The following is a 23,019-nucleotide window of genomic DNA, read 5'->3' on the forward strand; positions in this document are numbered from 1 at the left end:
AACCGCACCTCGGACAACTTCCGCCCCATCACAACACCCTCCAACAATCAGGCGTTGCAACAATCCCCTGAATCTGCCGTCACTGGGTGAACATTTGTTTCCCCGCAGATCGGCCGCTACCCAGCTCAGGACTGACTGCGCCTAGGCGTCTCGGTCCGGAAGGATTCACCGAGCTCCGAGCCGAGACCGAAGTAGTGCCGGAAGTTGTAGATCAACGGCGACCACGCGTCCGGATCGACGTACGACGTCCCTGGTACGACGATCCGGTCGTCGGCGTGCACGCGCAGTACCTTCGCCTGGATGATCAAGAAGGTGCCTCCGGCATCGAATTCGACCTGCACCGCGGTGGCCTCGAACTGCAGTGGACACTCGGCAACGCGCGGCGGGCCGACCTGCTCGGACGCCACCGGGGTCAGCCCGGCAGCCTTGAACTTCTCCCGTTCGAAGCGGAACCGGGCCTTCTTGGCGGCCGGCACCGGATGGCGGCCGGTGAGGCCGGCGATCCGCTCGACCGCCTCCCACTGCGCCGGCGACGGGTAGTTGATGACCAGCTCGGGCCGAAGTTGCAGGTTGTGGGCGGTCTGACCGGATCCACCGACGCCGAGTACGACGACGTCGCCGAGCGCCCAGGCGGACGACATCGGGGCGAGATTCGGCGTGCCGTCGTCGTTCACGGTGGACAGCAGTGCGACCGGCGTACCGACGTACAGGATGGACGGTTCGATCGTCAGGTGAGTCATGGTTCCGACGCTAGGTGGCGGTCGCTTCGGCGCTGACCGAACTGTCGGAGCGGCATGATGAAGTCATGAGCATGCAAGCAGAGGGACAGGAGTTGGCTGCTTGGGCTCGGATGTTGGCCGACGGGACGCGGGCGACGGTGTGCTTGGCGTTGCTCGACGGGCGGGCCTGGACGGCTACCGAGCTGGCGCGAGTGGCGCAGGTGTCGCGGCCGACGATCAGCGAGCATCTCAACCTGCTCGTCGAGGGCGGGCTGCTGACCGAGATTCGGCAGGGCCGGCATCGCTACGTGAAACTCGCCGGTCCGGACACGGCCGAGTTGATCGAGGGACTCGCCGCGCTCGCACCCCGGCGTACGGAGGTTGCGAACAGTCTGTCCGCGGTCAGCAAACGAGATGCGTTCGCGCGAGCCCGGACCTGCTACGACCACCTGGCCGGCAAGCTCGGCGTGGCGCTCGCGGATGCGATGACCGAGCGCGGCCTGCTCGACTGGTCGGAGGGGATCGCTCTGACGCCGGCGGGCCTGGCCTGGTTGGCGGATCTCGGCATCGAGGTCGAGCCGAAGCGCGGACGGACTGTAGTGCGGTCGTGCCTCGACGTGACCGAGCGGCGCCCGCATATAGCCGGCGCAGTGGGTGCGGCCTTGTGTGGACATGCCTTGCAGCACGGGTGGGTGAGCCACATCCCCGGCGGGCGGGCGCTGAAAGTAACCGGCTCGGTACGTGAACTGGGGCTGCCGGTCGGCGTCGTACGAGAACTACTGCCCAGAGTCTGAGAAGTGTGTGAGGGAACACGCTTCCATGAGGCGCGAAACGCTGAAACCACCTAGCCTTCGGCCATGACTGAGTTCGAGCCCGGCACCGATCTGGTGTCCCGCCTTCCGTTGCCCAGCCACGTGATGGTCCTGGCGGACGGTCAGTGGCGTCGCGGCTGGCTGATCGGCCGCGAGCACGAGCAGACGGGATGGACCGGTCTGGTGCAGTACGAGGTCGACGACGGGACGGAGCGGACGGAACGCCTGCCGGCGGACCGGATCGCGCTGCCCGCGTCGGACGGCCCAAGCGAACGAGCGTCGTAGCGCACCGGAAGCGTGCGTTGAGCTGAGGAGGGGATAACGCACGAAGGCCCCCGGGGTAGTCGACCGGGGGCCTTCGTGCGTAACGCTGCCGGGGCGCCTCGCGTCGAACGAGAACCCCGTCCCAGGCCCTTCGGGCGGTTGACCTGGGACGGGATCCTCAGTGGCGTTACACAGGGTGTATCGCCGGTGACGGGCCGAGTGTTACAGAATCGACGGAAATTCCTTTGCGTACGGCGGCCGCCCGCGACAAGCGGCTCACGGGGCAAGCGGCGGCCCCGGTGCACGTCCCTGAACACCGGGGCCTGGATCGGTGGCCTCTCGAGCGACCGCCGCTCTTGACTCCCAGGTGCCCCTCTGTGCCGCAGGCAATCATGCCGACGGTGATCAGAAGTGCACAGCGAGCAGGACGCGTCCGGTTTCCGAGCTGCGGATGTCCAGCGCCTGGATCTCGCTGCGCTGCAACTTCGTGGTGGCGGCCGGTTTCACCGTCGTACCAGGCGACGACGTCCAGCTCGCGATCAGCTGTGACTTGCCGGACGTGTCTGTGACGTACAACTCGTATCCCCGGGCTCGTTCGCTCGGGGTTGCCAAGTCGTCGTACCGGCAGCTGATCTCGATCGTCGTACCCCAGCGCTCCGGCACCAGCCGCGCGTCCGCGGACAGCTTGCTGGCCACGGTCTGCGCGAGGACGACGTAGTCGCCCTGCGGTTGCTCGTGGGTGAGCGGGATCGCGATCACCGCGCCGATCGCGGCCGCGACCAGCGCGACCCCGGCCATCAGTGCGCCGAGGCGCACCCGCTGGCGGCGCTGTTCCCGCTGCACGTTGCGGACCAGGCCGGGCAGCAGGTTCGGAGGGTCGGCGGTAATGGTCGCGAGCGCCCGGTCGTCCGGCAGCGCGGCCAGCGTCCCGGGTACGCCGGCCAACGACGCCATCTCCACCGAGCACTCGTCACACGTCCGCAGATGCTCCTCGTACGCCCGCCGATCCTTCGCCGACAACGCGCCGAGCAGGTACGCCGCGTCCCAGTCCCGGTACGGATCACTCACTGACTCGTCACCCCCTTCTCCTGCAGCGCGAGCTTCAACGCCCGCAGCCCGTAGTGCAGCCGCGACTTCACGGTGCCGGACGGGATGTCCAACTCCTCGGCGATGTCGGTGACCGTCCGGCGTCCGTAGTACGCACGAACGATGACCTGCCGATGTTCCTCGGACAGCTGGGCCAGTGATTCGGCCACCAGCCAGGCGTCCAGTACGGCGTTCGCATGGTCGGCGCTCGGGTTCTCCGGCAGGTCGTCGCTGGCCACCTCGCGGCTGACCCGGGCACTGCGCCGGTCGTCGATGACGAGATTGCGTGCCACCGTGAACAGCCAGGCCCGGGCCCCCGCCTCGTCCTCGGTCAGGATCTGCGGCCGGCGCCATGCCCGGAGCAGGGTCTCCTGGACGACGTCCTCCGCCAGCCGGTCGTCGCCGGTCAGCCGGACCACGAACCGCCACAGCGCGGGAGCGTGCACGTCGTGCAGCTCACGCAGCAGGGCCGCCCGGTCATCGGCCATCGGCACTCCTGCTCGGTTGGCTGCTGTTCTCGCCACCATTCTGTACCGGATCAAATCACAATCCACAGCCCTTGCAGGGTTTGCGGGTGCGGCGGTGGTAGCCGTAGGCGGCCAGCGTCAGGCCGACGCCCCAGAGGAGATAGGCCGGGACCGCGACCCAGAAGAAGGCCTCCGGCAGACCGATATCGTCGTACGCGGGCTTGCCTTGGATGACGTTGGCGATCATCTGGAGAAGCCCGACACCGAAGTACGCCGTGATCCCTGCACCCAGGCCGAGTCCTGGGAGGATGAGCATCCAACGGGGAAAGAATCGGCCGGGCCGATACACGAGCAGCAGGGGCAGCGCGACGCCCGCGAGCACGAAGCCGCTTTCGAAGATGATCCGCGAGAGGTTGCCGCCGTACGGCGTACTGCCGAATCCGACCGCAGCCTGGGCTGCCAGCCGGGTCAGACAGCCAATGACGGCGAGCCAGGCGGGCCATGTCGGTGTCGAGGTGGGACGCGGCCGACCCGTGCAGCGAAGGCAGGTCGGGTCGAGCCTTCGCTGGTAGGCCCGCGCCGTCGCCCCGAGCAGCGCGGCGCCTCCCAGCGCAGCGAACCTACTGAGCATCCCGAGCAAATCGAAGGGAATCCCGAGTCCGGGCAGCAGACCGGCCACCAGATCGAGCAGAGCGAAGGCAGCCGCGGCAACCCAGCCGGCCGCAAGCACCCACAGCAACCGGATCAGGGCGCTCCCGCCCCATCGAGCGAGCGCGATCACTGCGGCAGCACTGATGAGGCACCCGGCGACTGCAATCCAGTCAGGCACGAGGAGATCGCGCCCGGGAAGCTTCCAGACCGGCGCGTTCCCGGTGGCGAACCACACCCGCAGACAGCCGTACGCCGCCGCCCACACGAGCGCGGCCGTCGGCACCCAACTGCGTGTAACTCGAACCGGTGCCTCCACAATCGATGCCATGCAGCGAGTCTCCGCGGCGTCACCCGCCGGACGGATCACTCCCGCGAGTGAAAGCTCTCCATCGCAGGACTGAGGTCACAGCCCTCCACCACCTCGGGCGGCGCCCTCCGGCACTGTCGTCCGTCAGCGCGTTGCGTCGCGGGCCTCGTGTAGCGCGCGGAGTACGCGGAGGAACGCTTCGCGATCGGCTCGAGGGAGTTTGGCGAGGAGGCGGTCCTCGCGGGCGCGGATGTCTTTGCGGACGGAACGTCGTACGCGACGGCCCTGAGTGGTGATCGAGAGCAGGCGGACGCGGCGGTCCTCCGGATCCGGGGTGCGCTCGATCAGGCCGGCGTCCTGGAGCTCGTCGAGGGTGCCGATGATCCGCGACTTGTCGGCGCCGATCGCCTCGGCCAGCGCGGCCTGCGTGCGCACCGGGGTCTCATCCAGCACGGTGAGCACCGAATATCCCCACATCGAGACCTCGTGCGCGGCGAGCACCGGCAGCTCGGCCGCGATGAGTGCCCGCACCAACGGACCCAGCATCGCGGCGAGGTCGGGACGCTCGCCTGGGTCCTCGCTCGGCATAGCCGGAAGATAACGCGGCATAGCCGGAAGATAACACTGGCGCAATCATAAGCTGGCGCATACGATATGCCCATGCCTACAGTTGACTACGTATCCCTGGACGCCGCCGCGGTGCGGACCAGCATCGACGTCGTATCGCGCGCCACCTCCGCCGACCTGGCCAAGCCGACCCCCTGCCGCGCCTGGACTCTCTACGGTCTGCTCGCCCACATGGCCACCCAGCACTACGGTTTCGCAGCCGCGTCCCGCGGTGAAAGCGACCCGGAGCTCTGGAAACTCCGCGACCTCGGCGACGACCCGGTGAAGGCGTACATCACCTCCGCCGAACACGTCCTGACCGCCTTCGCCGAAGACGGCGTCACCGAGCGCCAGTTCGCCCTCCCCGAGTTCGGCCCCGACCTGTCCTTCCCCGGCCACCAGGCCATGAGCTTCCACTTCATCGACTACGTCGTCCACAGCTGGGACGTCGCCAAGTCCCTCGGCACTGGTGTCACGTTCACCCCCGATGTCCTGGCAGCCGCCCAAACCGTCGCCCAGGTCGTCCCCACCGGCGACGTCCGCCTCGTCCCCGGCGCCGCCTTCACTGTGGACCTCCCCTGGTCGGGCGACGACCCCCTCGACCAGATCGTCGCCCACCTCGGCCGCTCGCCGCGCTGGCCTGCCTAGCGCCGACCCACGCAGACTGCCGAAGGCTGTTGTGGAACAGGCCTGACACTCGGCGGCGGTGTCTCGTCGTACTGGCATGACAATGACGACGAAGCTCAGCGAGCTGACCGGGGAGTATGTCCTCGATGCCGAGCGGACGCGGATCGGGTTCGTTGCCCGGCACCGGATGGGGACCAGGGTGCGGGGGCGGTTCGCCGTGTTCGAGGGAGTCGTGCGCCTGGATGGTGACGACCCGAGCGCCTCGAGCGCTCGGCTCACCATCCAGGCGGACACCGTTGACACCGGCAACAAGCAGCGGGATGACCAACTCAGCAAGACTTTCCTCGTGGCCGCGACGTACCCGGCCGTCTCCTTCGTGTCGACGAAGGTCGAGCAGACCGGCGCGACCACGTTCGACGTCACGGGAGACCTGACCATGCGGGGTGTCACGCATCCGGTCACCGTCCCGTTCGAGCTGATCGAGGCGGACGGCGATGTCACCTTCAAGGCGACTCGGACGATCAATCGCATGGACTGGCAGGTGAACTGGAACGCCCTGACCACCGTCATGGTCAGCCCGGACGTGATCCTCGACCTCCAGTTCACCGCCACTCGCCGTTGAACTGTCTCAGTCCTCGCAGCCGATGCCGTCACCGTCGCGGTCGAGGCCGTAGACGTCATCGCCGATCACAGTGACCGGACCTTGGACGTACGCCGGACCGTTGCCACTGCCACCTGAGCAGTCGACATCGCTGGCGATCGGGACGCAGCCGCTGTAGTTCGGATCGCAACCCGACGACCCGCTCTCCTCCTCGACCTTGGTGCCGACGACGGTCACCTGCGTCCGCGGCTGCTTGGACACCTCTTGCCGCAGCAGCACCTTGGCCGTCTGTACGCCGTTCACGTACGTGACCTCGTAGGTCAGTTTGCTGTCCCGTTACTGCCCGTGGTCCGGATGGTCTTCTCGCCCTTCGGAAGCGAGCCGTCCGTGACCGTCTTCTTCTTGAACGGGATGGTCTTGAACTCGACGACCTGCCTCTTGGTCGTCACCCGCGCCGGCGTCGTCGCGGTCGGCTTGGCCTTCGTCGTCGGCTCCGCGGTCGTTGCGGGCTCGGTCGTCGGTGGCGCCGTGGTCGAAGCCGGAGTGGACGTCGGCGTGGCGGCGGTCCGGATGCTCGCGATCGCGGCCGGTTCACCGGCATCCGTCGTACCCGATGATGATCCGCAACCGGTGGCGAGTGCGCCGACAGCCAGCAGCGCGACGGGCGCCAGCGCAGCACGAATGAGATGCACGATTCCCCCCAACCCGCCGCCGGTTCCCCCCGCGGCGGGATTGTCAGCGCCCGGACTTCCCGGGCGAATTCCGATCCATACCACCGGGCGGCCGCGCCAGGCGAGGGGTCGGCGCGGATCCGTCGCGAACCGCAGCGGTTTCGTGACCTACTGTCGAGTCAGCCGTGGGATCCGGTGAGGATGTGGGTGCCGATCGGGCTGATGGTGTGGCGTACGGCGTTGCCCGCGCGGCGGGTCGTGACCAGGCCGGTGCGGTGCAGAACGCGGGCGTGTTCGCTGGCCGAGGCAAGTGAGATGCCGGCCCGGGCGGCGAGTTCGCTGGTGGAACAGGCGCCGGCGGAGATGGATCGCAGTACGGCGGCGCGCGTACGGCCGAGGAGATCGGCCACGGCACGCTCCGGGTCGGCGCACGGCTCGGCCCGCGCGGACCAGACTGGGTCGTGGTGCACCGGATACACGAGGACCGGCGGGACCTCGGGGTCGGCGGGCATGATCGGGTGCCGCCAGCAGAAGAACGACGGGACCAGGCGGATGCCACGGCCACGCAGGTCCAGGTCGCGGTCGATGTGCCGCATGTCGACGTGCAGCACCGGCGGTCTCCATTGCAGAGCCGGATGCAGGGTCTCCGCGAGGGTCTCGAAGCCGCCGGTCGTGACGGTGTCACTGTGCTGCTTGACGTCGCGGTCGATCGTGGTGGCGATCGCCGGCATCTGCGGCGCGATCTTGGTCCGGTGGAAGTGCTTCAGGCCGCGACAGACCTTCGTCAGTACGGCGGGGTCGCCGGCGGCGAGGCCGCGGGTCCAGCGCGGCAACCGGACCTGTTCGGCCAGGCGGCTGAGTTGAGCGTGCAGCTGACGCCGCGGGGTCGCCGCCACCGCGGCCAGCCCGGCGTCGAGGCCGTCGGCGGACTCCGCCGGGGTGAGGAAGTCAGGCGAGTAGCCCACGGGTGGCGCGAGTACGAGCAGCTCGCGTTCGATCGGGGTGAGCCGGGCGCGGGTCCGCTGGCGCCAGGGACCGAACACCGCGGCTCGTCGTCGGTCTGCAGCATGTGCATGCCGAGCAGCACTTCCCACAACGGATCCGGCTCGCGGCCGATCGTCGTACGCGCCAGATCGGCGCACCCGAATTGGATCCGGAAACCCATCGCCATTCCTCCCCCGAGGAAGCGGCACGCCAGTCGACACCCCCAGCGTCACCGCCTCGACCTGTGTGCAACACACAGCGTAGGCGACCTCAGGGGCAACGCAGCGCTCAGGTTGTGCCGGCGCCGACCCCGACGAGCATCGCGAAGACAATCCCGGCGATCAGCCCGCCGGCCCCCAGCACGATCAACGGTCCTGCGCTGATCGGTGGCTCCGGGACCCGCTGCTGGAAGACGGCGAACAACCGCTCCTCGGCCGGCCGCACCTCCCGCAGCATGACCACGGACGGGTGCTCGTTGACGCCGAAGATCTCCAGCGCCTGCAGCCCGGAGTGAGCAGCGATCACCGCGGCCCGGACGACCCCGATGATCACGGCACCCGCCGCCACCGTCAGGACGCCGATCAAGGCCACGGTCGTCTGCGCCATCCCCGCCGTACCCACGTCCGCGGTGAACGCCTCCTTCAGCGCCTCGAACGACCACCACCCGAAGAACCCCAGTACCCCGGCAGCCACTCCGACACCGCAGAACCCGGCTGTCAGTGGATTCTGTGTCTTCACCGCCGCCGCGAACGCCCGCGCATCGCCGGCCAGGTCCCCCGCGTCCCGGACCAGCCCTTCGTACGTCGCCAGCGCATCAGCCCGCGCCTTGAGCTTGACCCCGATCACGATCCGATCGGCCAGCCCCAGCGTGCTCGCCAGCCCGACGATCTCCCGCCAGGCATCCACCACCTCACGATGCACCCCGATGATCGCCGCCCGCTCCACAACCCCCATGTTCGTGCCCCCTTGCTCCCCCTGAGCCTGAGAGTACGCCGACCCACTCCACTCCGAACAGTGATCACTTCGCGATCCCGATCCCGCCCCCACCGAGCAAACCCCTCGACAAACCTGACACACTGTTCCCCTCACCCCTCGTGAGAGGGCCTCTAGCTCAACTGGCAGAGCAGCGGACTTTTAATCCGCGGGTTGTGGGTTCGAGTCCCACGGGGCCTACCACGCCTGACCTGGGCTTTTGCTCAGATCAGGCGTCCGCACGTCTCCCGGATGTCCATGGCCCTGTCCATGCTAGCCTTCCAGGATGGCGCGGAAACAGCGACCACGGGGGTCGGTCCGGCTCAGGGGCAGCTCGTACAACATCAGGGTCTACGCCGGTGTGGACCCGGTCACTGGCAACGACGTCTATCTCAGCGAGTCCACTCGGGATGAGCGGGAAGTCGAGCGAATCCAGACGCGCCTCCAGGCGCAGGTGGACAAGCAGCGCAACGCGGCCTCGCGGGCAACGCTTGCCTACGTCATCGAGGACTGGCTGGATGGACACGAGGGAGAGGAAACGACCCTCGACAGCTACAGGGGCTACTTCGAACGGAGCATCAAGCCCCCGCTTGGCGACATCCCGGTGTCCGAGCTGCGGACCCGCACAATCGAGCAGTTTTACAAGAAGCTCCGAAAGTGCAGCGCGCTCTGCGATGGCAAACCGATGGTGGACCACCGCACCAGTCGTCCGCACGAGTGTCGAGTAGTGAAGCACCGTCGGCGACCAGGTCGGCCAAGAGCAACTGACGCCGCGGAGCATGACTGCACTGCCGCCGGATGCACGGTGACCGAGTGCAAACCCCACGCCTGCAAGCCCATGGGCGAATCGAGCGTCCGGCAGATCCACGCGATCATCACTGGTGCGCTCGACATGGCTGTTCGTTATGAGTGGATATCGACCAACCCAGCCGAGACCGCGAAGAAGCCCAAGCAGAAAGCGCCGCAGCCAAAGCCACCCACGGCTGCCGAGGCGGCCCGGATCGCTGAACGTGCATGGGACGAGGATTTGGCCTGGGGGATGCTCGTGTGGCTCGTAATGGTCACCGGCAGCCGCCGCGGGGAGATTCTCGCTCTCCGCTGGTCAGACCTTCATCTCGACGGCGAGGGCGTCGCGGAGTTCCGCAGGAACTACATACAGCGGCGCGGAAAGAAGTTCGAGAAAGACACCAAGACCCATCAGATGCGCCGCAACGCCTTGGACCCCGACACGTTGGAACTGCTAGCGATCCACCGTCAAGCCTACGAGGAGCGCATGGCGCAGCTCGGTGTGCCGGCGACCGAGTCGGCCTACGTCTTCTCCTACGAACCCGACAACAGCAAGCCATGCAATCCCGACGGCGTCACCCACCGCTACGCACGCATGTGCAAGAGTCTCGGCATAGACAGCCACCTTCACACGCTGCGGCACTACTCAGCGACGGAGCTGATCAGCGCTGGCGTCGATATCCGAACCGTCGCGGGCCGCCTTGGCCACGGAGGCGGCGGAACAACCACACTTCGCGTCTACGCAGCCTGGGTTCCGGAGTCCGACAAGCGCGCCGCCGGACTCCTGGCCAGCCGCATGCCGCGGCCCGGCCGCCGGGACTAACCTGCGGCAGCAGGTCGCCCGGGGTGCTGACGGCAATCAGCCTCTAGATCAGTGCCTTGCGCATCAGAGTTATCTGCGTCTCGTAGCGGATCGTGGATCCGTCCGCGGCTTCCTGGTCCCACGAGCCGATCTCGCTACCGCTCACCACATAGCCCAGCCGCTCATACAACGCGCGCGGCCGGGAGTTGCTGTCGTCCACGCCCAACTCGACCCAGCGGAGTCCGCGGGCGCGAACCCGGTGCTCTAACGCCCCAATGAGGACTGTGCCGATCCCACACGAGCGCAGCTCCGCCTGGACCGATAGTTGCCAGACTGTGGCCGCGCCGAGCGGTTTCGTGTAGTCGGCTCCGCCGACCGCAACTGGCAGACCGGAAGGTGGGCAGACCGCTAGGTAATCGACCTCGCCGCGGCGGCGGCGCTGGATCGCTTCGGCCACATACGCAAGATCTGTCGCTGTTCCGTACCAGCCGCACGCGGGCAGGTCCTCTTCGGTCAGATCGCGGACGGTGAGCGGTATTACGACCTCTGCCATCTCCAGCACTCTGGCAGGTCGGCGGCGATGAGTGCCATCGATTTATTTCAAGATCGCTCCGTGGTGAGAGCCGCCCGCGAGCGACCTCGACCGGTGACTACTTCAACAACCGGCACTACCACCTGGCTCCATCCCCGAGGACGGCCAGCGAAATGTCGCACTCGAAGTCGACACGACACAGTGTGCCATCGTCGGGCGCACATCGGCATGACAGTGCTCGGAACGCGGCAGATCCTGGCGCCGCACTCAACGCGGCAGATCCGGGCGAGCGTGGCCGCCCTCACCGCGGCAGATCCGGGCGAGCGTGGCCGCCCTCACCGCGGCATGACCGGTAACCGCCTCACACGTGTGGTCAGATGGTCTCGAGCGAGCTGATGGCACGATCAGTTACCGGAACCAACCGCTGTCTCGCTGGCAACAAGTGCTTGTCGACGGCACATGAAGACTGGCTCCTGAGGGGAGATGGTCATGGCAGGCCCACTGCTCGAGACCAAGCTCCACGTCCCCAGGGGACGACGCGGTCTGGTAGCGCGTCCGAGACTGAGCGAGCGCCTGAGCCGCGGGGCGGAGTCGACGCTCACGCTCGTCTCAGCTCCGGCCGGGTTCGGTAAGACGACGTTGCTGGCCGAGTGGCTGGCAGGCGTGCCTGCCGAAGGACGGTCCGCGGCGTGGCTCTCGCTCGACCGGCGCGACAACGATCCCGCCCTGTTCTGGTCGTACCTTGTCGCCGCGCTGCAGGCAGCGTCGCCGGGGGTCGGTGCCGGTGCGCTCTTGCTCCTGCAGTCGTCTCAGACGCCGATCGAAGCGGTCCTCGCCACTCTGCTCAACGACCTCAGCGCCAGCTCGGACGACGTCGTGCTCGTGCTCGACGACTACCACGTCATCGACGCACGCGACGTACAGGACGGGATGGCCTTCCTGCTGGAGCACCTCCCCCCACAGATGCACCTGGTGATCGCCAGCCGCGCAGACCCGACGCTGCCGCTGTCTCGCTTGCGAGGGCGCGGCGAGCTCGTTGAGATCCGCGCCGCCGATCTGCGCTTCACGCCTGACGAGGCCGCGGCGTACCTAAACGAGGTGATGGGACTGGTACTGACGGCGCAGGACGTCGCAGCGTTGGAGGGGCGCACGGAAGGGTGGATCGCCGCGCTCCAGCTGGCGGCGCTCTCGATGCAGGGCCGCGCCGACATCGCAGGCTTTATCGCGGGCTTTGCCGGGGATGACCGGTACATCATCGACTACATGGTCGAAGAGGTCTTGCAGCGCCAGCCCGACAATGTCCGCAGCTTCCTGCTGAAGACCTCCATCCTCAGCCGGCTGAGCGGCCCGCTCTGCGATGCCGTGACCGGCCAGCACGGCGGCAAGCCCATGCTGGAGGCTCTCGATCGGGGGAACCTGTTCCTTATCCAGCTCGACGACCGCCGCCAGTGGTATCGCTACCAGCATCTTTTCGGAGACGTGCTGCGAGCGCATCTGCTGGACGAGCAGCCTGACCGCGTCCATGAGCTGCACCTGCGCGCGAGCGACTGGTACGAGCGGAACGGCGAACGATCCGAGGCGATCCGCCACGCGCTGGCCGCCGAGGATTTCGAGCGGGCGGCGGACCTGGTCGAGCTGGCGATCCCGGCCATGCGCAGGAGCCGGCAGGAGTCCACAATGCGTGGCTGGCTCGAGGCGCTTCCCGGCGAGGTGGTCCAGGTCAGGCCCGTGCTGATTGTCGGGTATGCCGGAGCGTTGCTGCTGGGCGGCGAGCTCGAAGGCGTGGAGGCGCGGCTGGAGGACGCCGAGCGGTGGCTGGACACGACGACCGGTACCCATGTGGGACCGGAAGCCTCGCCGGCGGGGATGGTCGTCGTCGACGACGAAGAGTTTCGAGGCGTCCCGGGGACGATCGAGCTGTATCGCGCTGCTCTGGCCCTGGCCCGGGGCGACGTGCCCGGCACCGAGGGGCATGCCCGGCGGGCGCTCGAGCTTTCGCCTGAGGAAGACCACCTCCGGCGCGCATCGGCATCGGGGCTGTTGGGGCTGGCGTACTGGACGAGCGGAGACCTGGATCAAGCGCACCGGGCGTATGCCGACTGCATGGCGGGGCTGCGGCGGGTCGGGCACGTCGCCGACACCTTTGGGTGCGCGATCGCGCTGGCGGATATACGGCGTAGGCAAGGCCGGCTCGGCGACGCGATGCACACCTACGAGCAGGCCTTGCAGCTCGCATCCGAGCAGGGCGGGTCGGTGTTGCGGGGGACGGCGGACATGTATGTCGGGATCAGCGAGATCCACCGCGAGCGGAACGACCTGCCTACCGCCACGCAGTACTTGCTGCGGAGCCAGGAGCTCGGCGAGCACCTCGGGTTGCTGCAGAACCCATACCGCTGGCGGGTCGCGATGGCTCGGGTACGCGAGGCTGAGGGGGATCTGGGCGCCGCACTCGACCTGCTCAATGAGGCGGAGCGCCTGTATGTCAGTGACTTCTTCCCCAACGTGCGGCCGGTCCCGGCGTGGAGGGCACGGGTCTGGGTCGAGCAGGGGGCGTTGGGTGAAGCGATCGGCTGGGTGCGTGAGCAGGGTCTTTCCGCCACGGACGACCTCAGCTACCTGCGCGAGTTCGAGCACATCACCCTGGTCAGGGTGCTCTTGGCCCAGCCCAGGGCAGAGCGTGCAGAGGGCTCCATCGACGAGGCGACCCAGCTCTTGGATCGGCTCCTGCAAGCAGCAGAAGAGGGGGGAAGGACGGGGAGCGTCATCGAGATCCTGGTGCTGCAGGCGCTTGCCCACCAGGCGCGAGGCGAGATCCCGGCTGCGCTTGTATCGCTGGAACGTGCGCTGACGCTGTCTGAGCCGGAGGGCTACGTCCGAGTGTTCGCGGATGAGGGCGCACCCATGGCCATACTGCTGAGAGCTGCCGCACGGGTAGCACCTGGCGAACAAGAGGGGATCGCCCGGGACGATGTGCGTCGGCTCCTGGCGGCCGTTGACAAGACTGAGGACAGCCCTCCCGTCAGTCAGGGCTTGCCCGAGGACCGACAGGGTTTGGTTGAGCCACTGAGCAAACGCGAGCTGGAAGTGCTTCGGCTGCTCGGGACCGACCTGGACGGCCCGGACATCGCCCGCGAGCTCGTGGTGTCCCTGAACACCGTGCGGACCCACACCAAGAACATCTACGCCAAGCTCGGCGTGAACAACCGTCGGGCAGCGGTGCGCCGGGCCGAGCAGCTTGACCTGTTGTCCCGGACCCGCGACCGCTGAACCCGGCGCCGGCCAGATCACCACATAGATCACCACACGTGGTGATGCCCGCTCACCACATCCGTTCCTACCTTTCGAGCATGCGAACGAACGGACCGTACGAAATCCGCCTCAAGGGGCACCTGGATTCCCGATGGGCCGGCTGGTTCGACGGACTGACCATCACCAACGAGAACGACGGCACCACCCTCATCCAAGGCTCGGTGGTCGACCAGGCCGCGCTGTATGGCTTGCTCCAGAAGATCCGCGACATGGGCCTGCCGCTGGTCTCGGTCACTCAGGTCGAGCCCGACCAGCCCGATGTACCCACCGCCGATCCTCGATAGCTCATCAACCCACTAAAGATCAATCGCGAAAAGGGATAGACCGACATGGCCACCACCGTCCAGACCGCAGCAACGAAACGAGTCCCGAAGGACCCAACGCGAAAGATTTCGCTCGTCGCGGGCATCTTCTACCTGATTACCTTCGTCTCAATCCCCACACTCGCCCCCCCAGCCCTCTACAGCTCGGTGAAGGGCAAGGACTTCATCATCAGCTCCGCCGCCGACACCCCCGCCCTATGGGGCTGCTTCCTCGAGGTCATCGTCGCCCTCGCCGGCATCGGCACCGCCATCACGCTGTATCCGGTGGTCAAGCGACAGAACCAAGGCATGGCGCTCGGCTTCGTCGCCTCCCGCACCCTTGAAGCCGCCATGCTCTTCACCGGTGTCGCGAGCCTCCTCTCGCTCGTGACCCTGCACCAGGACCTGGGCACAGCGGCCGGAGCCGACGCAGCCTCGCTGGCCGCCATCGGCGCGTCGCACGTCGCGACCTACCACTGGGCGTTCACGCTCGGAGGGAGCCTCATGCCGGGCATCAACGCCATCCTGCTGGGCACCTTGCTGTACCGATCCGGCCTCGTGCCACGCGTCCTTCCCATGATCGGACTCATCGGAGCCCCACTGCACCTCACCGCGGTAGTCCTGACGATGTTCGGCGTCGTCGACCGGGTCGGCACGGTGACGGGGATCGCCGTCATCCCGATCGCCTTGTGGGAGCTCTCGCTGGGCGTCTATCTGATCGTCAAAGGCTTCAAGCCCTGCCCCATCACAGATGCCATCCGCGAAGAGGCAACCCCGCCCGCCTACCGCGAGGTCGCCGTCTGAGCGTCGAAAACGCGGCCGGGCCCACGAGGGGCCCGGCCGCTTCGTCGATGTGGGCGCTCAACGAACACCCTTCACGGGCAGGATGGCGAATGCTCCGATGATGGCGCAGAGCCCGGCGATCGCGTAAAGCACGCCGTAGCTGCCGCTGCTGATCGCCAGGATGGCCGGCGCGATCGCGGGCGCGATGGAGAACGGAAGCGCGCCCGCGATGTTGAACAGGCCGAGATCCTTGGCAGCGTTGTCCTTGTCCGGCAGCACGTGACAACTAGCGCGAGGTCGACGGCCGCATACACGCCGAAGCCGAGTCCGCCGATGGCCATCCCGACCAGGAAACCGTTGAAGCTGCTGGCGATGGCTTGTCCGCCTTGGCAAGCCGGCGATCCTTCAACGTGACCGCCAAGAGGAGGATGAAGAATCCGCCGATCGCGCACGGGGCCAGGAACATGGTGAGCTGGTTGCCGGTGAAGAGCTTGACCACGAAGGTGCCGCTCACCGACGCGATGGGCACACAGACACCCAGGACACCGGAGACCTGACCGCGTTGAACGACCGAGACCTGGTCTGGTAGCACCGCCACCATGGCGGCGAGCAGTGCGTTGAAGAACACCTGGGCGATGCACCATCCGAGCAGGACGACCGGGATGTTGGGTGCCAACGCGACAACGAGGACGCCGAGGGGGCCGACCACCAGGCCGATGGCCATCCATGGCCGCCGCATGCCCAGCTTCGACGAGGTGCGGTCGCTCATCTTCCCGAAGAACGGATTGGCGAGATTGACAGCAGGGAGCCGGTCGCGGCGACAAGTGCCAAGCTGTTCGGTGCCTGTTTGATCCCCACGAGCGCGTTGACCTTCAGTGCCAAGGTGACCAGCAGCGGCGCCCGGCGGCGAAACTGCTCGCGATCTCATCAGGCTGAACGTCCGCTATTCGGCAGATCCGTGCGTTGGCGGCCGTCCTCAATCGGTCGCCAGACGTCTAGCCTGTCGCACATCATCTGACGGAAATGTGTCGTGGATCTGTTGGCGGATCACAGGGCCAGCCGAGCCCGTTTGAGCGAACCGGGGCGGAGAGCGAACCTCCATAGCCGCCGACGCCTCCGCGTGACATGACTCGTGACATGAAATCGCGTCAAACAGAGTGGATTCAGTCAGCTAGAGGTGCCGAATCCCGAACCCACGCAGCCTGAAGTTGACCAGCGTGGCAAGTGGCATGGCTCTCATAATCCCTGGGTCGTGGGTTCGAGTCCCACCCGCCCCACGCCAGTCGATGATCCGCGCGTTCTCCTGGCCCAGCTCGACGTACTTGGCGAGTCTGCCTCGTCCACAGCTACCCCCTCCCGTCCCGGCCTCTATCGGCATTCTGCCTGGCGGCCGACAACCTCGCGTCCCACTCGCTCTCTATGTAGCTCGTTCGCGCGAACCTGAGGCTGCCTCACCCGCATCGTCCCTGAGCAGGACGCGCCATGAGGTTGAGGAGTAGCCGGGCGACGGGCGCGAACATCGGGACAAAGCGCACGGATCAGCCGCGATCCGGGCGGACGTGACGATGAATAACGAGGGCTTGCATACAACCGATGTGAAGCGGATCCCTAGGCTCAGGTGCTCTCGGCCCTCATCCCCAGCTCGCATTTCCAGGGGGCTCGACCCACACGTGAAGCGGTGAGACCAGCGTCCATGACTGCCAGTCACGGATCTTCTGTCCAAAGGTGCAGTAGGTCATGTCGAGCCTCGGATATCACCGCACGTCGGTGCCGATCAAGGACGCATCCCCAGCAGGCTGACCACCAGGCCCCGATCGGTATCCGCATGGGCAGCCCAGTACAACGGCTCCGGATCGGGGCCGGCTCAGCTCCTCGCGTCTCGGGTGAGCCGCTCGCCGACGCTCGAGAGCACCTTGAGCGCGATCGACGGCATGGTCTCGACGACCGAGTGGAAGCGGCGGTCGGTGATGGCGAGCAGGTCGACGGGCGATGTCGTCGTGACGGTCGCGGTCCGCGGGCTGTTCGTGATGAGCGCAATCTCGCCCAGCCAGTCGCCGGGACCGAGGTCAGCGATCTTCTTCCCGTTCCTCGTCACCCGCGCTGTGCCCTCGATGAGGACGAAGAACTCCCGTCCCGGCTTGCCCTCGCGGGTGAGGACGGTTCCCTCGCGTACGTCCAACTCGTCTGCGGTCTTGGCGAGCTCGCGGAGCTCGTTCTTCGAGCACCCGGAGAAGAGCGGCACCTTCTTCAGGAGCTCGACCTTGGCGTCGCGGCGCAGTGGCACGACGGGATCATAGTACGGGGCTCGTATCAATGGAAAGCCACCACCCGGCCTTGGTGCGGGCCCCCTGTGTCTGTTCTCTCATGCTCCGCCGGTCACTCCGAGACCCGTCTCGGACACATCCGGGACCAGGTGGAACTGCTGCCGGGTGGTCAGGCCTGGCCCGGGCGACCGTCCGGCGTCTCCGCCTCGCCACCAGCGCCCGCACCGTCATCCGGCCCCGTGCCGGGGTCGACCGGCCCGGTCTGCGGGTCGACCGCCTGGTCCCCGCTCGCGGCTTTCCGTCGGCGGGTCACGAGACCCGCCGCCCCCGCGGCCACCGTCGCGCGGCGCCACCACCGGCCCGAGGTTCCGCCCGCTTAGGTCGGTGCATCCAGTCGGGTATCACAGCTGGCTACCGAACGGCACCATCGATGTGGACCTGGCAGAAGCGACCAGCTGGGGGGCGGTTGCCTGTAGCAACAAGTTCGTCAATGGTTGTGTCAATAGAGGCCGGCGCCGGAGAACTACCGGGACTTGGTCGCCGGGTCTCAAGGCCGTAGGCAGCCGGACCCGCCGTGCCAGCCCGCGCAGCGGCGCTCAACCTCAGGGCAACCTCACCGCTCGTCAACTGGTTGATCCGAGCAACGACCTTGGCGACGTGGCTCCAGCCCATCAGCTGGCCTGCCACGTGGTGCGACGCGGCTGACACTCATCGGGTCGGCGGCGGCGGGAAGCGTCCGACGAGTCCCGCCGCGACGACCTGGTACAACGGAACCGGTTCCGGCAGGCCGCGCAGACGGTGGTCACCGAGACTCCGGAAGCGCACCCCGGGCGGCGCCGACTCGCGCGCCGCGAGCCTCGTGTCGCCGGAGGCAAGGATCTGGCCGCCGTGCGCAATCGCACAGACGCGTGCCACGGTATGGACGGCCATGCCGATGTAGGCCCCCTTGTTCAGCGTCGGGTAGCCGCTGTGGATCCCGGCCCGGACCCGCACCCGGAGACCGTCGGCCCACGTTCGTCCAGGCAGCTCACGTTGTACCGCGACTGCCGTGTCAAGGGCGGCGGCGGGAGTCTCGAACACCGCGAAGAACTCGTCTGCTCGCGCGTCGACGACGACACCGGAGGCTTGCGACGCCGCGTCGGTCAGCAGCGTCCGCACGTCGTTGATCAGTGTCCCATAGCGCTCGCCCAGACGATGGACCAGCGCCGTCGAGTCCTCGACGTCGGTCATCAGCATTGTCACGAAACCGGTCGGCAGCCGCACCGGTTCCCGTCCCGCGAGCTCGCCGAACTCGCGCTCCGACCGCAGCTGGCCGGCGATGAACCCGACCGGCACGATCCGGTATTTCTTGGCGGCGTTCAGCAGCCGCTTCCGCGCACGCTCCCGGGCACGGTCGTCCTCGAACCTGACCTGGTTGAAGCGAGACAGCGCGTTCCGGACATGCGACTCGTCGTGGATCGGCAGCCTCCGCCGGCCTCGTGAGTCCACGTACGCGAATGCGCTGTCCGGCAGGTCGGCTCGCTTCGCCGCGTCCAGTCGGGCCATGTGAGTCCTGAGACTACGCCCAGCCCAGGTTGAAGGCGTCGGAGCCGACGGCCATCGGTACGCCCAGCCGGGTGCCGGTCTGGCGGGACAGGCCCTCGAGGAACTCGGCTGGATCGAAGTCCTCCCGGCCCACTCCGTCGATGTAGGCCTTGTGCGCGCGCAGCTGATAGCCGCCCGCGCGCCCTTGAGCTCGATAGGGCCAAGTTCGGCGTTGTCGGCCAGAATCCTCGTCGCTGCCTGACAGGTCGCCGTGGGATCATTCGTGGTGCGAAATCGAGTCAACGAGAGTCAGTTGGTGCGTCCAGAGTCCCTTCGAACAGGGACTTCTGACGCCTGGAGAGGCTGGTTACTAGGGGATCATTGCCCCTTTTAATCCGCGGGTTGTGGGTTCGAGTCCCACGGGGCCTACCGATGTGATGTCTCAAGACATCCCGGACAGGTGAACCCACGAAACGTGGATTCAGCTGCTTCTTTTGGGTCTGGGTCCTGGTGGCCTGCCGGTGGGTTGGTAGTCCTTGGTGGGGTCGAGGATCGGCTCGCGGAGGAGTTCGCCGGAGGCCGCGTCGACGACGCGGATGTGAAGGTCGTGGACGTATCGCCTTCGGGCCATGGCGTACATCACCGACTCGTTGCCCTCGCCGAGGGACTCTACAAGCCGGCTCCGATCGCGTTGCACATCACGTTGGTTCGGCCGGCTCGCGCATCGTCCATTCGCGCGGCAGCGCCGCGAACCACATCACGTCGATGCGCTCGCCCTGCCACACGCTGTGTGCGCGCATCGTTCCCTCGTGCACGAACCCCGCTCGGCGGGCCACCGCAGCTGACGCTTCATTGTCCGCCTCGACCGTCAGGAAGGCGCGAGCTGCGCCGAGCTCGAACAACCACCGTGTGAGCAGAACAACCGCCCGAGTCGCGTACCCGCGCCCTCGCGCGCTCGGCCCGATCCAGTAGCCGAACTGCGCTACGTCTCCCTTCGACCAGTCATCGACGCCGCAGCAGCCGACCAGACCACCAGAGGCTGCGTCCGTGATCGCGAATGCAACACCAGATGGTGGCTCCGCCGCGCCGAACGCCCGCCAGCTCGACGCGAACTCGTCGCTGATCGCTTCAGCGTCCTCGATCGAGAGCGGCGGAGCCGGTCGTCCGAGTCGATCGTGGGCCCCGTTGTAGCGTCGGATCGCTGGATCGGCGAATGCTTCCGCCATGAACCCGGCGTCATCTCTCGACCAAGGTCGGAGAGTGACCACGCCATCCGACAGCGACACGACCGGAATGTCGGCATCCGCGTCACGCACGTCTATCGGTTCCCTTCGTTCCGGTTTGACCCTGCACATGTCGAACTCGGAGGTTACCCCGAGCCTCCTCTGGGGCTCACCGCCGCCAAGCTCGGGTCCGCGTCGACGACGAGGACAGGGCCGCCGGCTGGCCACACATCGAGCTCGAACTGACGACCTTCTCATTACGAGGACGAAAGACAACGCCTCATCTGGTCGCCACCAGCAACTTTGCCCTCGCTCTGTTCGCACCACGGCCACATTTCCCGCATGGGTTGACACCACTTCGCGCCACGAACGCGACCAGGCCGGCAGGAGGCGGCTCGACCTGCCGACACAGTTCAGGGCACGCGAGATTTGCTTCTGGCAACGGCGGTGGGGACGGGGAGCACTTGCCGGTCGGTTTGGGCAGCACTTCGTTGCCGAGAGGAAGCCGTGATGCCGGCGAATCTCGACAGCACGTGGCCCGCTGCTGTTTGATCGGGTGGTTTGACCAGCCGCACCGATGGTGCGAGCCTGCGGACAGAAGGAGCGCTCGGTGCCGAAGACCGATTACGACGAGTTCGCTGAGGCGTACTCCGCGGACAACGAGGTCAATCTGCTCAACGGTCACTACGAACGGCCGGCGATGCTGAGCCTGGCTGGTCAGGTGGACGGCCGTCGCATCCTCGACGTCGGCTGTGGCTCCGGTCCGCTGTCAGCGGCGCTCCGTGACAGGGGCGCGATCGTGTCCGGCTTCGACCTGAGCACGGCGATGATCGAACTGGCCCGCCGAAGGCTGGGCGAGGACGCCGACCTGAGGGTCGCCGACCTCGCCAAGCCGCTGCCGTACGTCGACGCCGCATTCGATGACGTCGTTGCCTCCCTCGTCCTGCACTATCTGGAGGACTGGACCGAGCCGCTCGCGGAGCTCCGCCGGGTGCTGAAGGCGGGCGGACGCCTCATTCTGTCGGTGAACCACCCGATGCTCTACACGGCGTTGAACCCCGAGGCCGAGTACTTCGACGTCGCGGAGTTCTCCTATGACGCCGAGCACGCCGGCCGCACGGTCGTCTACACGAACTGGCACCGGCCGCTGCAGGCGATGTCCGACGCCTTCACGGCGGCAGGTTTCCGGATCTCGGTCGTCAGCGAGCCGCCGATCGCCCCGGACACGCCGAGCGAACTGCTTCCGCAGGAGCTGAAGGATCTGAAGCACCCGGCGAGGTTCATCAGCTTCATCTTCTTCGTGCTCGAGGCCTGCTGACTTCTTACGGCAGGTAGTCTCCTGACCGGGAACCGGGCAAAGGTTGGCGTTACGCGTCGGCCCGCGCCGGCTCTCCTGGACGACCAGCGCCGCACCGACACCCGTCAGTGGCAGGCAGTTCTCGCCACCGCCAACGGTATCAGCGGCGGCGTGTACGTCGGCTGGCACGAACCCGGCCGAGTCCGGCCCGTCACCGTCGACCGCGCCGACCGGCAGGCACCGGCCTGACGTTGGCCCAGACAGGTGATCGAGTCTCGTCGCATTAGGAGCCCACGTGATGCTCGACATTCCCGATGAAGTGCGGAACAAGGTCGTCGCCGACGGAAACGCCGCGTGGCTCGACGAGCTGCCCTCGATCGTGGAATCTCTAGCCCAGGAGTGGTCATTGACCATCGGCGCCACGTTGCGCGGCGGCCACGCGGCGCTCGTCGTCGAGGCGACACTCGCTGACGGAACGGCGGCTGTCCTCAAGGTCGGCGTTCCGGGGACTCAGCGCGATCTCACCTTCGAGGCGACCGCGCTGCGCCTCGCCGACGGCGACGGCTGCGCGAGCCTGCTGCGCGACGACCTCGACCGCGGCGCACTCTTGCTCGAGCGACTAGGGGCTGCCATCTGCGACGTCGTACCTGATCCCGCGACACGGCACGACATGATGTGCGATGTCGCTGTCCGGCTCTGGCGGCCGGTCAGCCCCGATGTCGACCTGCCGACGGGCGCCGACAAGGCACGCGAGTACTCCGACCTGCTGCCGCGACTGTGGGAAGAGACGGGTCAGGCGTGCTCGGAAGCGACAGTCGATGACGCTCTCGCATGCCTGGACCGTCGCCGCCGCGCCCACGATGACCGACACGCCGTGCTCGTACACGGCGACATCCACGACCTCAACGTGCTTCAGGCGGCGGACGGCACGTTCAAGCTCATCGATCCGGGTGGCCTGCGCGCTGAGCGAGCATACGACCTTGGCACCATCATCCGAAGCAATCCCGACGCCGGCGACGACCTGCACGCCAGGGCGAAGCGGTTGGCCACCCACACTGGTGTAGACGCCACGGCGATCTGGGAGTGGGGAACGATCCACCGCGTCATCAGCGGCCTGTACAGCCGACAGATCGGGTTCCAGCCGTTCGGTGATCTGTTGCTCGCCGAGGCAGATCGACTAACAGTCAGCGGCCACGGGCCGGGCGGTGGTCAGTAGCGGCGGATCTTCTTGATCCGCCGGTGATCTCCTCGTCGGTGAAGTGCTCGCCTTTGTCGCAGCTTTCCCGGCTGGCGCGTTTACCCGAATGCCTACGCAGCCAGCTGACACCTGCCCAGGGCCGGAAGCTGTTCGGCGATCTCGTCAACAAGAGCCGGTGGGTTGTAGTTGGCCTATGCGGTGAACTTCTCGTGCGCGGCCATCGCCGCGCCGA

27 protein-coding genes and 1 tRNA gene are annotated in these 23,019 nt (G+C 67.2%); 12 read left to right on the forward strand and 16 right to left on the reverse strand.

The annotated features are described in order from the left end of the window. Positions 1-125 precede the first annotated feature (125 nt). On the reverse strand, positions 126-740 hold the full coding sequence (locus tag ACXC9Q_RS29730; protein WP_457059930.1) for a flavin reductase family protein: 615 nt from the start codon (positions 738-740) through the stop codon (positions 126-128). A 65-nt stretch (positions 741-805) separates the two neighbouring features. On the opposite strand from ACXC9Q_RS29730, the gene ACXC9Q_RS29735 reads away from it, so the two are divergent. Continuing rightward, a complete protein-coding gene (locus tag ACXC9Q_RS29735; protein ID WP_457059931.1) occupies positions 806-1,513 on the forward strand; it encodes an ArsR/SmtB family transcription factor in 708 nt (235 codons plus the stop codon). Between the two features lie 63 nt (positions 1,514-1,576). Next, positions 1,577-1,816, forward strand: coding sequence for a hypothetical protein (locus ACXC9Q_RS29740; protein ID WP_457059932.1), 240 nt, complete (start codon positions 1,577-1,579; stop codon positions 1,814-1,816). A gap of 384 nt (positions 1,817-2,200) precedes the next feature. Here the strand turns inward: ACXC9Q_RS29740 and ACXC9Q_RS29745 are convergent, their stop codons facing one another. The 4 genes from ACXC9Q_RS29745 to ACXC9Q_RS29760 form a co-directional block, all read right to left on the reverse strand. Further along, positions 2,201-2,863 carry an anti-sigma factor family protein gene (locus ACXC9Q_RS29745; protein WP_457059933.1) on the reverse strand — a complete coding sequence of 221 codons (663 nt, stop codon included), beginning with the start codon at positions 2,861-2,863 and terminating at the stop codon, positions 2,201-2,203. Further along, positions 2,860-3,369 (reverse strand): sigma-70 family RNA polymerase sigma factor, encoded by a 510-nt coding sequence (locus tag ACXC9Q_RS29750; protein ID WP_360518628.1) that lies wholly within the window; start codon positions 3,367-3,369, stop codon positions 2,860-2,862. Before ACXC9Q_RS29750 ends, ACXC9Q_RS29745 begins: the two co-directional genes overlap by 4 nt. 55 nt (positions 3,370-3,424) lie before the next feature. Further along, positions 3,425-4,327 (reverse strand): hypothetical protein, encoded by a 903-nt coding sequence (locus tag ACXC9Q_RS29755; RefSeq protein ID WP_457059934.1) that lies wholly within the window; start codon positions 4,325-4,327, stop codon positions 3,425-3,427. Between the two features lie 123 nt (positions 4,328-4,450). Continuing rightward, complete coding sequence (locus ACXC9Q_RS29760) at positions 4,451-4,894, reverse strand: MarR family winged helix-turn-helix transcriptional regulator (RefSeq protein WP_457059935.1); 444 nt, start codon at positions 4,892-4,894, stop codon at positions 4,451-4,453. A gap of 72 nt (positions 4,895-4,966) precedes the next feature. Here ACXC9Q_RS29760 and ACXC9Q_RS29765 point away from each other — a divergent pair, with 72 nt between their 5' ends. Both ACXC9Q_RS29765 and ACXC9Q_RS29770 read left to right on the forward strand, forming a co-directional pair. Continuing rightward, positions 4,967-5,560: a TIGR03086 family metal-binding protein gene (locus ACXC9Q_RS29765; RefSeq protein ID WP_457059936.1), complete on the forward strand. Its 594-nt coding sequence runs from the start codon at positions 4,967-4,969 to the stop codon at positions 5,558-5,560. A gap of 76 nt (positions 5,561-5,636) precedes the next feature. Beyond that, on the forward strand, positions 5,637-6,161 hold the full coding sequence (locus ACXC9Q_RS29770) for a YceI family protein (RefSeq protein WP_457059937.1): 525 nt from the start codon (positions 5,637-5,639) through the stop codon (positions 6,159-6,161). A gap of 6 nt (positions 6,162-6,167) precedes the next feature. On the opposite strand, the gene ACXC9Q_RS29775 is transcribed toward ACXC9Q_RS29770, so the two are convergent. From ACXC9Q_RS29775 to ACXC9Q_RS29790, 4 genes are all read right to left on the reverse strand, one after another. After that, on the reverse strand, positions 6,168-6,443 hold the full coding sequence (locus tag ACXC9Q_RS29775) for a hypothetical protein (protein ID WP_457059938.1): 276 nt from the start codon (positions 6,441-6,443) through the stop codon (positions 6,168-6,170). Between the two features lie 17 nt (positions 6,444-6,460). Further along, a complete protein-coding gene (locus tag ACXC9Q_RS29780; RefSeq protein ID WP_457059939.1) occupies positions 6,461-6,832 on the reverse strand; it encodes a G5 domain-containing protein in 372 nt (123 codons plus the stop codon). Positions 6,833-6,990: 158 nt separating this feature from the next. Next, the gene (locus ACXC9Q_RS29785) at positions 6,991-7,854 is read right to left on the reverse strand and encodes an ArsR/SmtB family transcription factor (RefSeq protein WP_457059940.1); all 864 of its coding nucleotides are present in this window, start codon (positions 7,852-7,854) and stop codon (positions 6,991-6,993) included. 229 nt (positions 7,855-8,083) lie between these two features. Then, positions 8,084-8,749: a hypothetical protein gene (locus tag ACXC9Q_RS29790; protein ID WP_457059941.1), complete on the reverse strand. Its 666-nt coding sequence runs from the start codon at positions 8,747-8,749 to the stop codon at positions 8,084-8,086. A 146-nt stretch (positions 8,750-8,895) separates the two neighbouring features. Between ACXC9Q_RS29790 and ACXC9Q_RS29795 the strand changes: the two genes are divergently transcribed. Together ACXC9Q_RS29795 and ACXC9Q_RS29800 are read left to right on the forward strand one after the other, a co-directional pair. Next, positions 8,896-8,971: transfer RNA gene (locus tag ACXC9Q_RS29795), tRNA-Lys, on the forward strand. 82 nt (positions 8,972-9,053) lie between these two features. Then, the gene (locus ACXC9Q_RS29800) at positions 9,054-10,376 is read left to right on the forward strand and encodes a tyrosine-type recombinase/integrase (RefSeq protein WP_457059942.1); all 1,323 of its coding nucleotides are present in this window, start codon (positions 9,054-9,056) and stop codon (positions 10,374-10,376) included. 43 nt (positions 10,377-10,419) lie between these two features. Here the strand turns inward: ACXC9Q_RS29800 and ACXC9Q_RS29805 are convergent, their stop codons facing one another. After that, the gene (locus ACXC9Q_RS29805) at positions 10,420-10,908 is read right to left on the reverse strand and encodes a GNAT family N-acetyltransferase (protein ID WP_457059943.1); all 489 of its coding nucleotides are present in this window, start codon (positions 10,906-10,908) and stop codon (positions 10,420-10,422) included. A 618-nt stretch (positions 10,909-11,526) separates the two neighbouring features. Between ACXC9Q_RS29805 and ACXC9Q_RS29810 the strand changes: the two genes are divergently transcribed. The 3 genes from ACXC9Q_RS29810 to ACXC9Q_RS29820 all read left to right on the forward strand — a co-directional run bounded on the left by ACXC9Q_RS29810 (position 11,527) and on the right by ACXC9Q_RS29820 (position 15,302). Next, a complete protein-coding gene (locus ACXC9Q_RS29810) occupies positions 11,527-14,154 on the forward strand; it encodes a LuxR C-terminal-related transcriptional regulator (RefSeq protein WP_457059945.1) in 2,628 nt (875 codons plus the stop codon). 80 nt (positions 14,155-14,234) lie between these two features. Then, positions 14,235-14,480, forward strand: coding sequence for a hypothetical protein (locus tag ACXC9Q_RS29815; RefSeq protein ID WP_329482602.1), 246 nt, complete (start codon positions 14,235-14,237; stop codon positions 14,478-14,480). A gap of 45 nt (positions 14,481-14,525) precedes the next feature. Continuing rightward, the gene (locus ACXC9Q_RS29820; protein WP_457059946.1) at positions 14,526-15,302 is read left to right on the forward strand and encodes a DUF4386 domain-containing protein; all 777 of its coding nucleotides are present in this window, start codon (positions 14,526-14,528) and stop codon (positions 15,300-15,302) included. A 57-nt stretch (positions 15,303-15,359) separates the two neighbouring features. Here the strand turns inward: ACXC9Q_RS29820 and ACXC9Q_RS29825 are convergent, their stop codons facing one another. From ACXC9Q_RS29825 to ACXC9Q_RS29850, 6 genes are all read right to left on the reverse strand, one after another. Beyond that, complete coding sequence (locus ACXC9Q_RS29825; protein ID WP_328522204.1) at positions 15,360-15,560, reverse strand: hypothetical protein; 201 nt, start codon at positions 15,558-15,560, stop codon at positions 15,360-15,362. Between the two features lie 7 nt (positions 15,561-15,567). Beyond that, positions 15,568-16,209: an MFS transporter gene (locus ACXC9Q_RS29830; RefSeq protein ID WP_405072060.1), complete on the reverse strand. Its 642-nt coding sequence runs from the start codon at positions 16,207-16,209 to the stop codon at positions 15,568-15,570. A gap of 936 nt (positions 16,210-17,145) precedes the next feature. Further along, a complete protein-coding gene (locus ACXC9Q_RS29835) occupies positions 17,146-17,565 on the reverse strand; it encodes a cyclic nucleotide-binding domain-containing protein (protein WP_457059947.1) in 420 nt (139 codons plus the stop codon). Positions 17,566-18,253: 688 nt separating this feature from the next. Continuing rightward, positions 18,254-19,090 (reverse strand): DUF6582 domain-containing protein, encoded by an 837-nt coding sequence (locus ACXC9Q_RS29840; RefSeq protein WP_457059948.1) that lies wholly within the window; start codon positions 19,088-19,090, stop codon positions 18,254-18,256. A gap of 460 nt (positions 19,091-19,550) precedes the next feature. Beyond that, on the reverse strand, positions 19,551-19,766 hold the full coding sequence (locus ACXC9Q_RS29845; protein WP_457059949.1) for a hypothetical protein: 216 nt from the start codon (positions 19,764-19,766) through the stop codon (positions 19,551-19,553). Position 19,767: 1 nt separating this feature from the next. Then, positions 19,768-20,550 (reverse strand): GNAT family N-acetyltransferase, encoded by a 783-nt coding sequence (locus tag ACXC9Q_RS29850; RefSeq protein WP_457059950.1) that lies wholly within the window; start codon positions 20,548-20,550, stop codon positions 19,768-19,770. Between the two features lie 352 nt (positions 20,551-20,902). Between ACXC9Q_RS29850 and ACXC9Q_RS29855 the strand changes: the two genes are divergently transcribed. From ACXC9Q_RS29855 to ACXC9Q_RS29865, 3 genes are all read left to right on the forward strand, one after another. Beyond that, the gene (locus ACXC9Q_RS29855) at positions 20,903-21,610 is read left to right on the forward strand and encodes a class I SAM-dependent methyltransferase (RefSeq protein ID WP_457059951.1); all 708 of its coding nucleotides are present in this window, start codon (positions 20,903-20,905) and stop codon (positions 21,608-21,610) included. A gap of 277 nt (positions 21,611-21,887) precedes the next feature. Continuing rightward, on the forward strand, positions 21,888-22,805 hold the full coding sequence (locus tag ACXC9Q_RS29860) for an aminoglycoside phosphotransferase family protein (RefSeq protein ID WP_457059952.1): 918 nt from the start codon (positions 21,888-21,890) through the stop codon (positions 22,803-22,805). Between the two features lie 23 nt (positions 22,806-22,828). Next, on the forward strand, positions 22,829-23,019 hold a 191-nt coding region (locus ACXC9Q_RS29865; RefSeq protein WP_457059953.1), incomplete at its 3' end, for a hypothetical protein.

The organism is Kribbella sp. CWNU-51 (assembly GCF_054073265.1).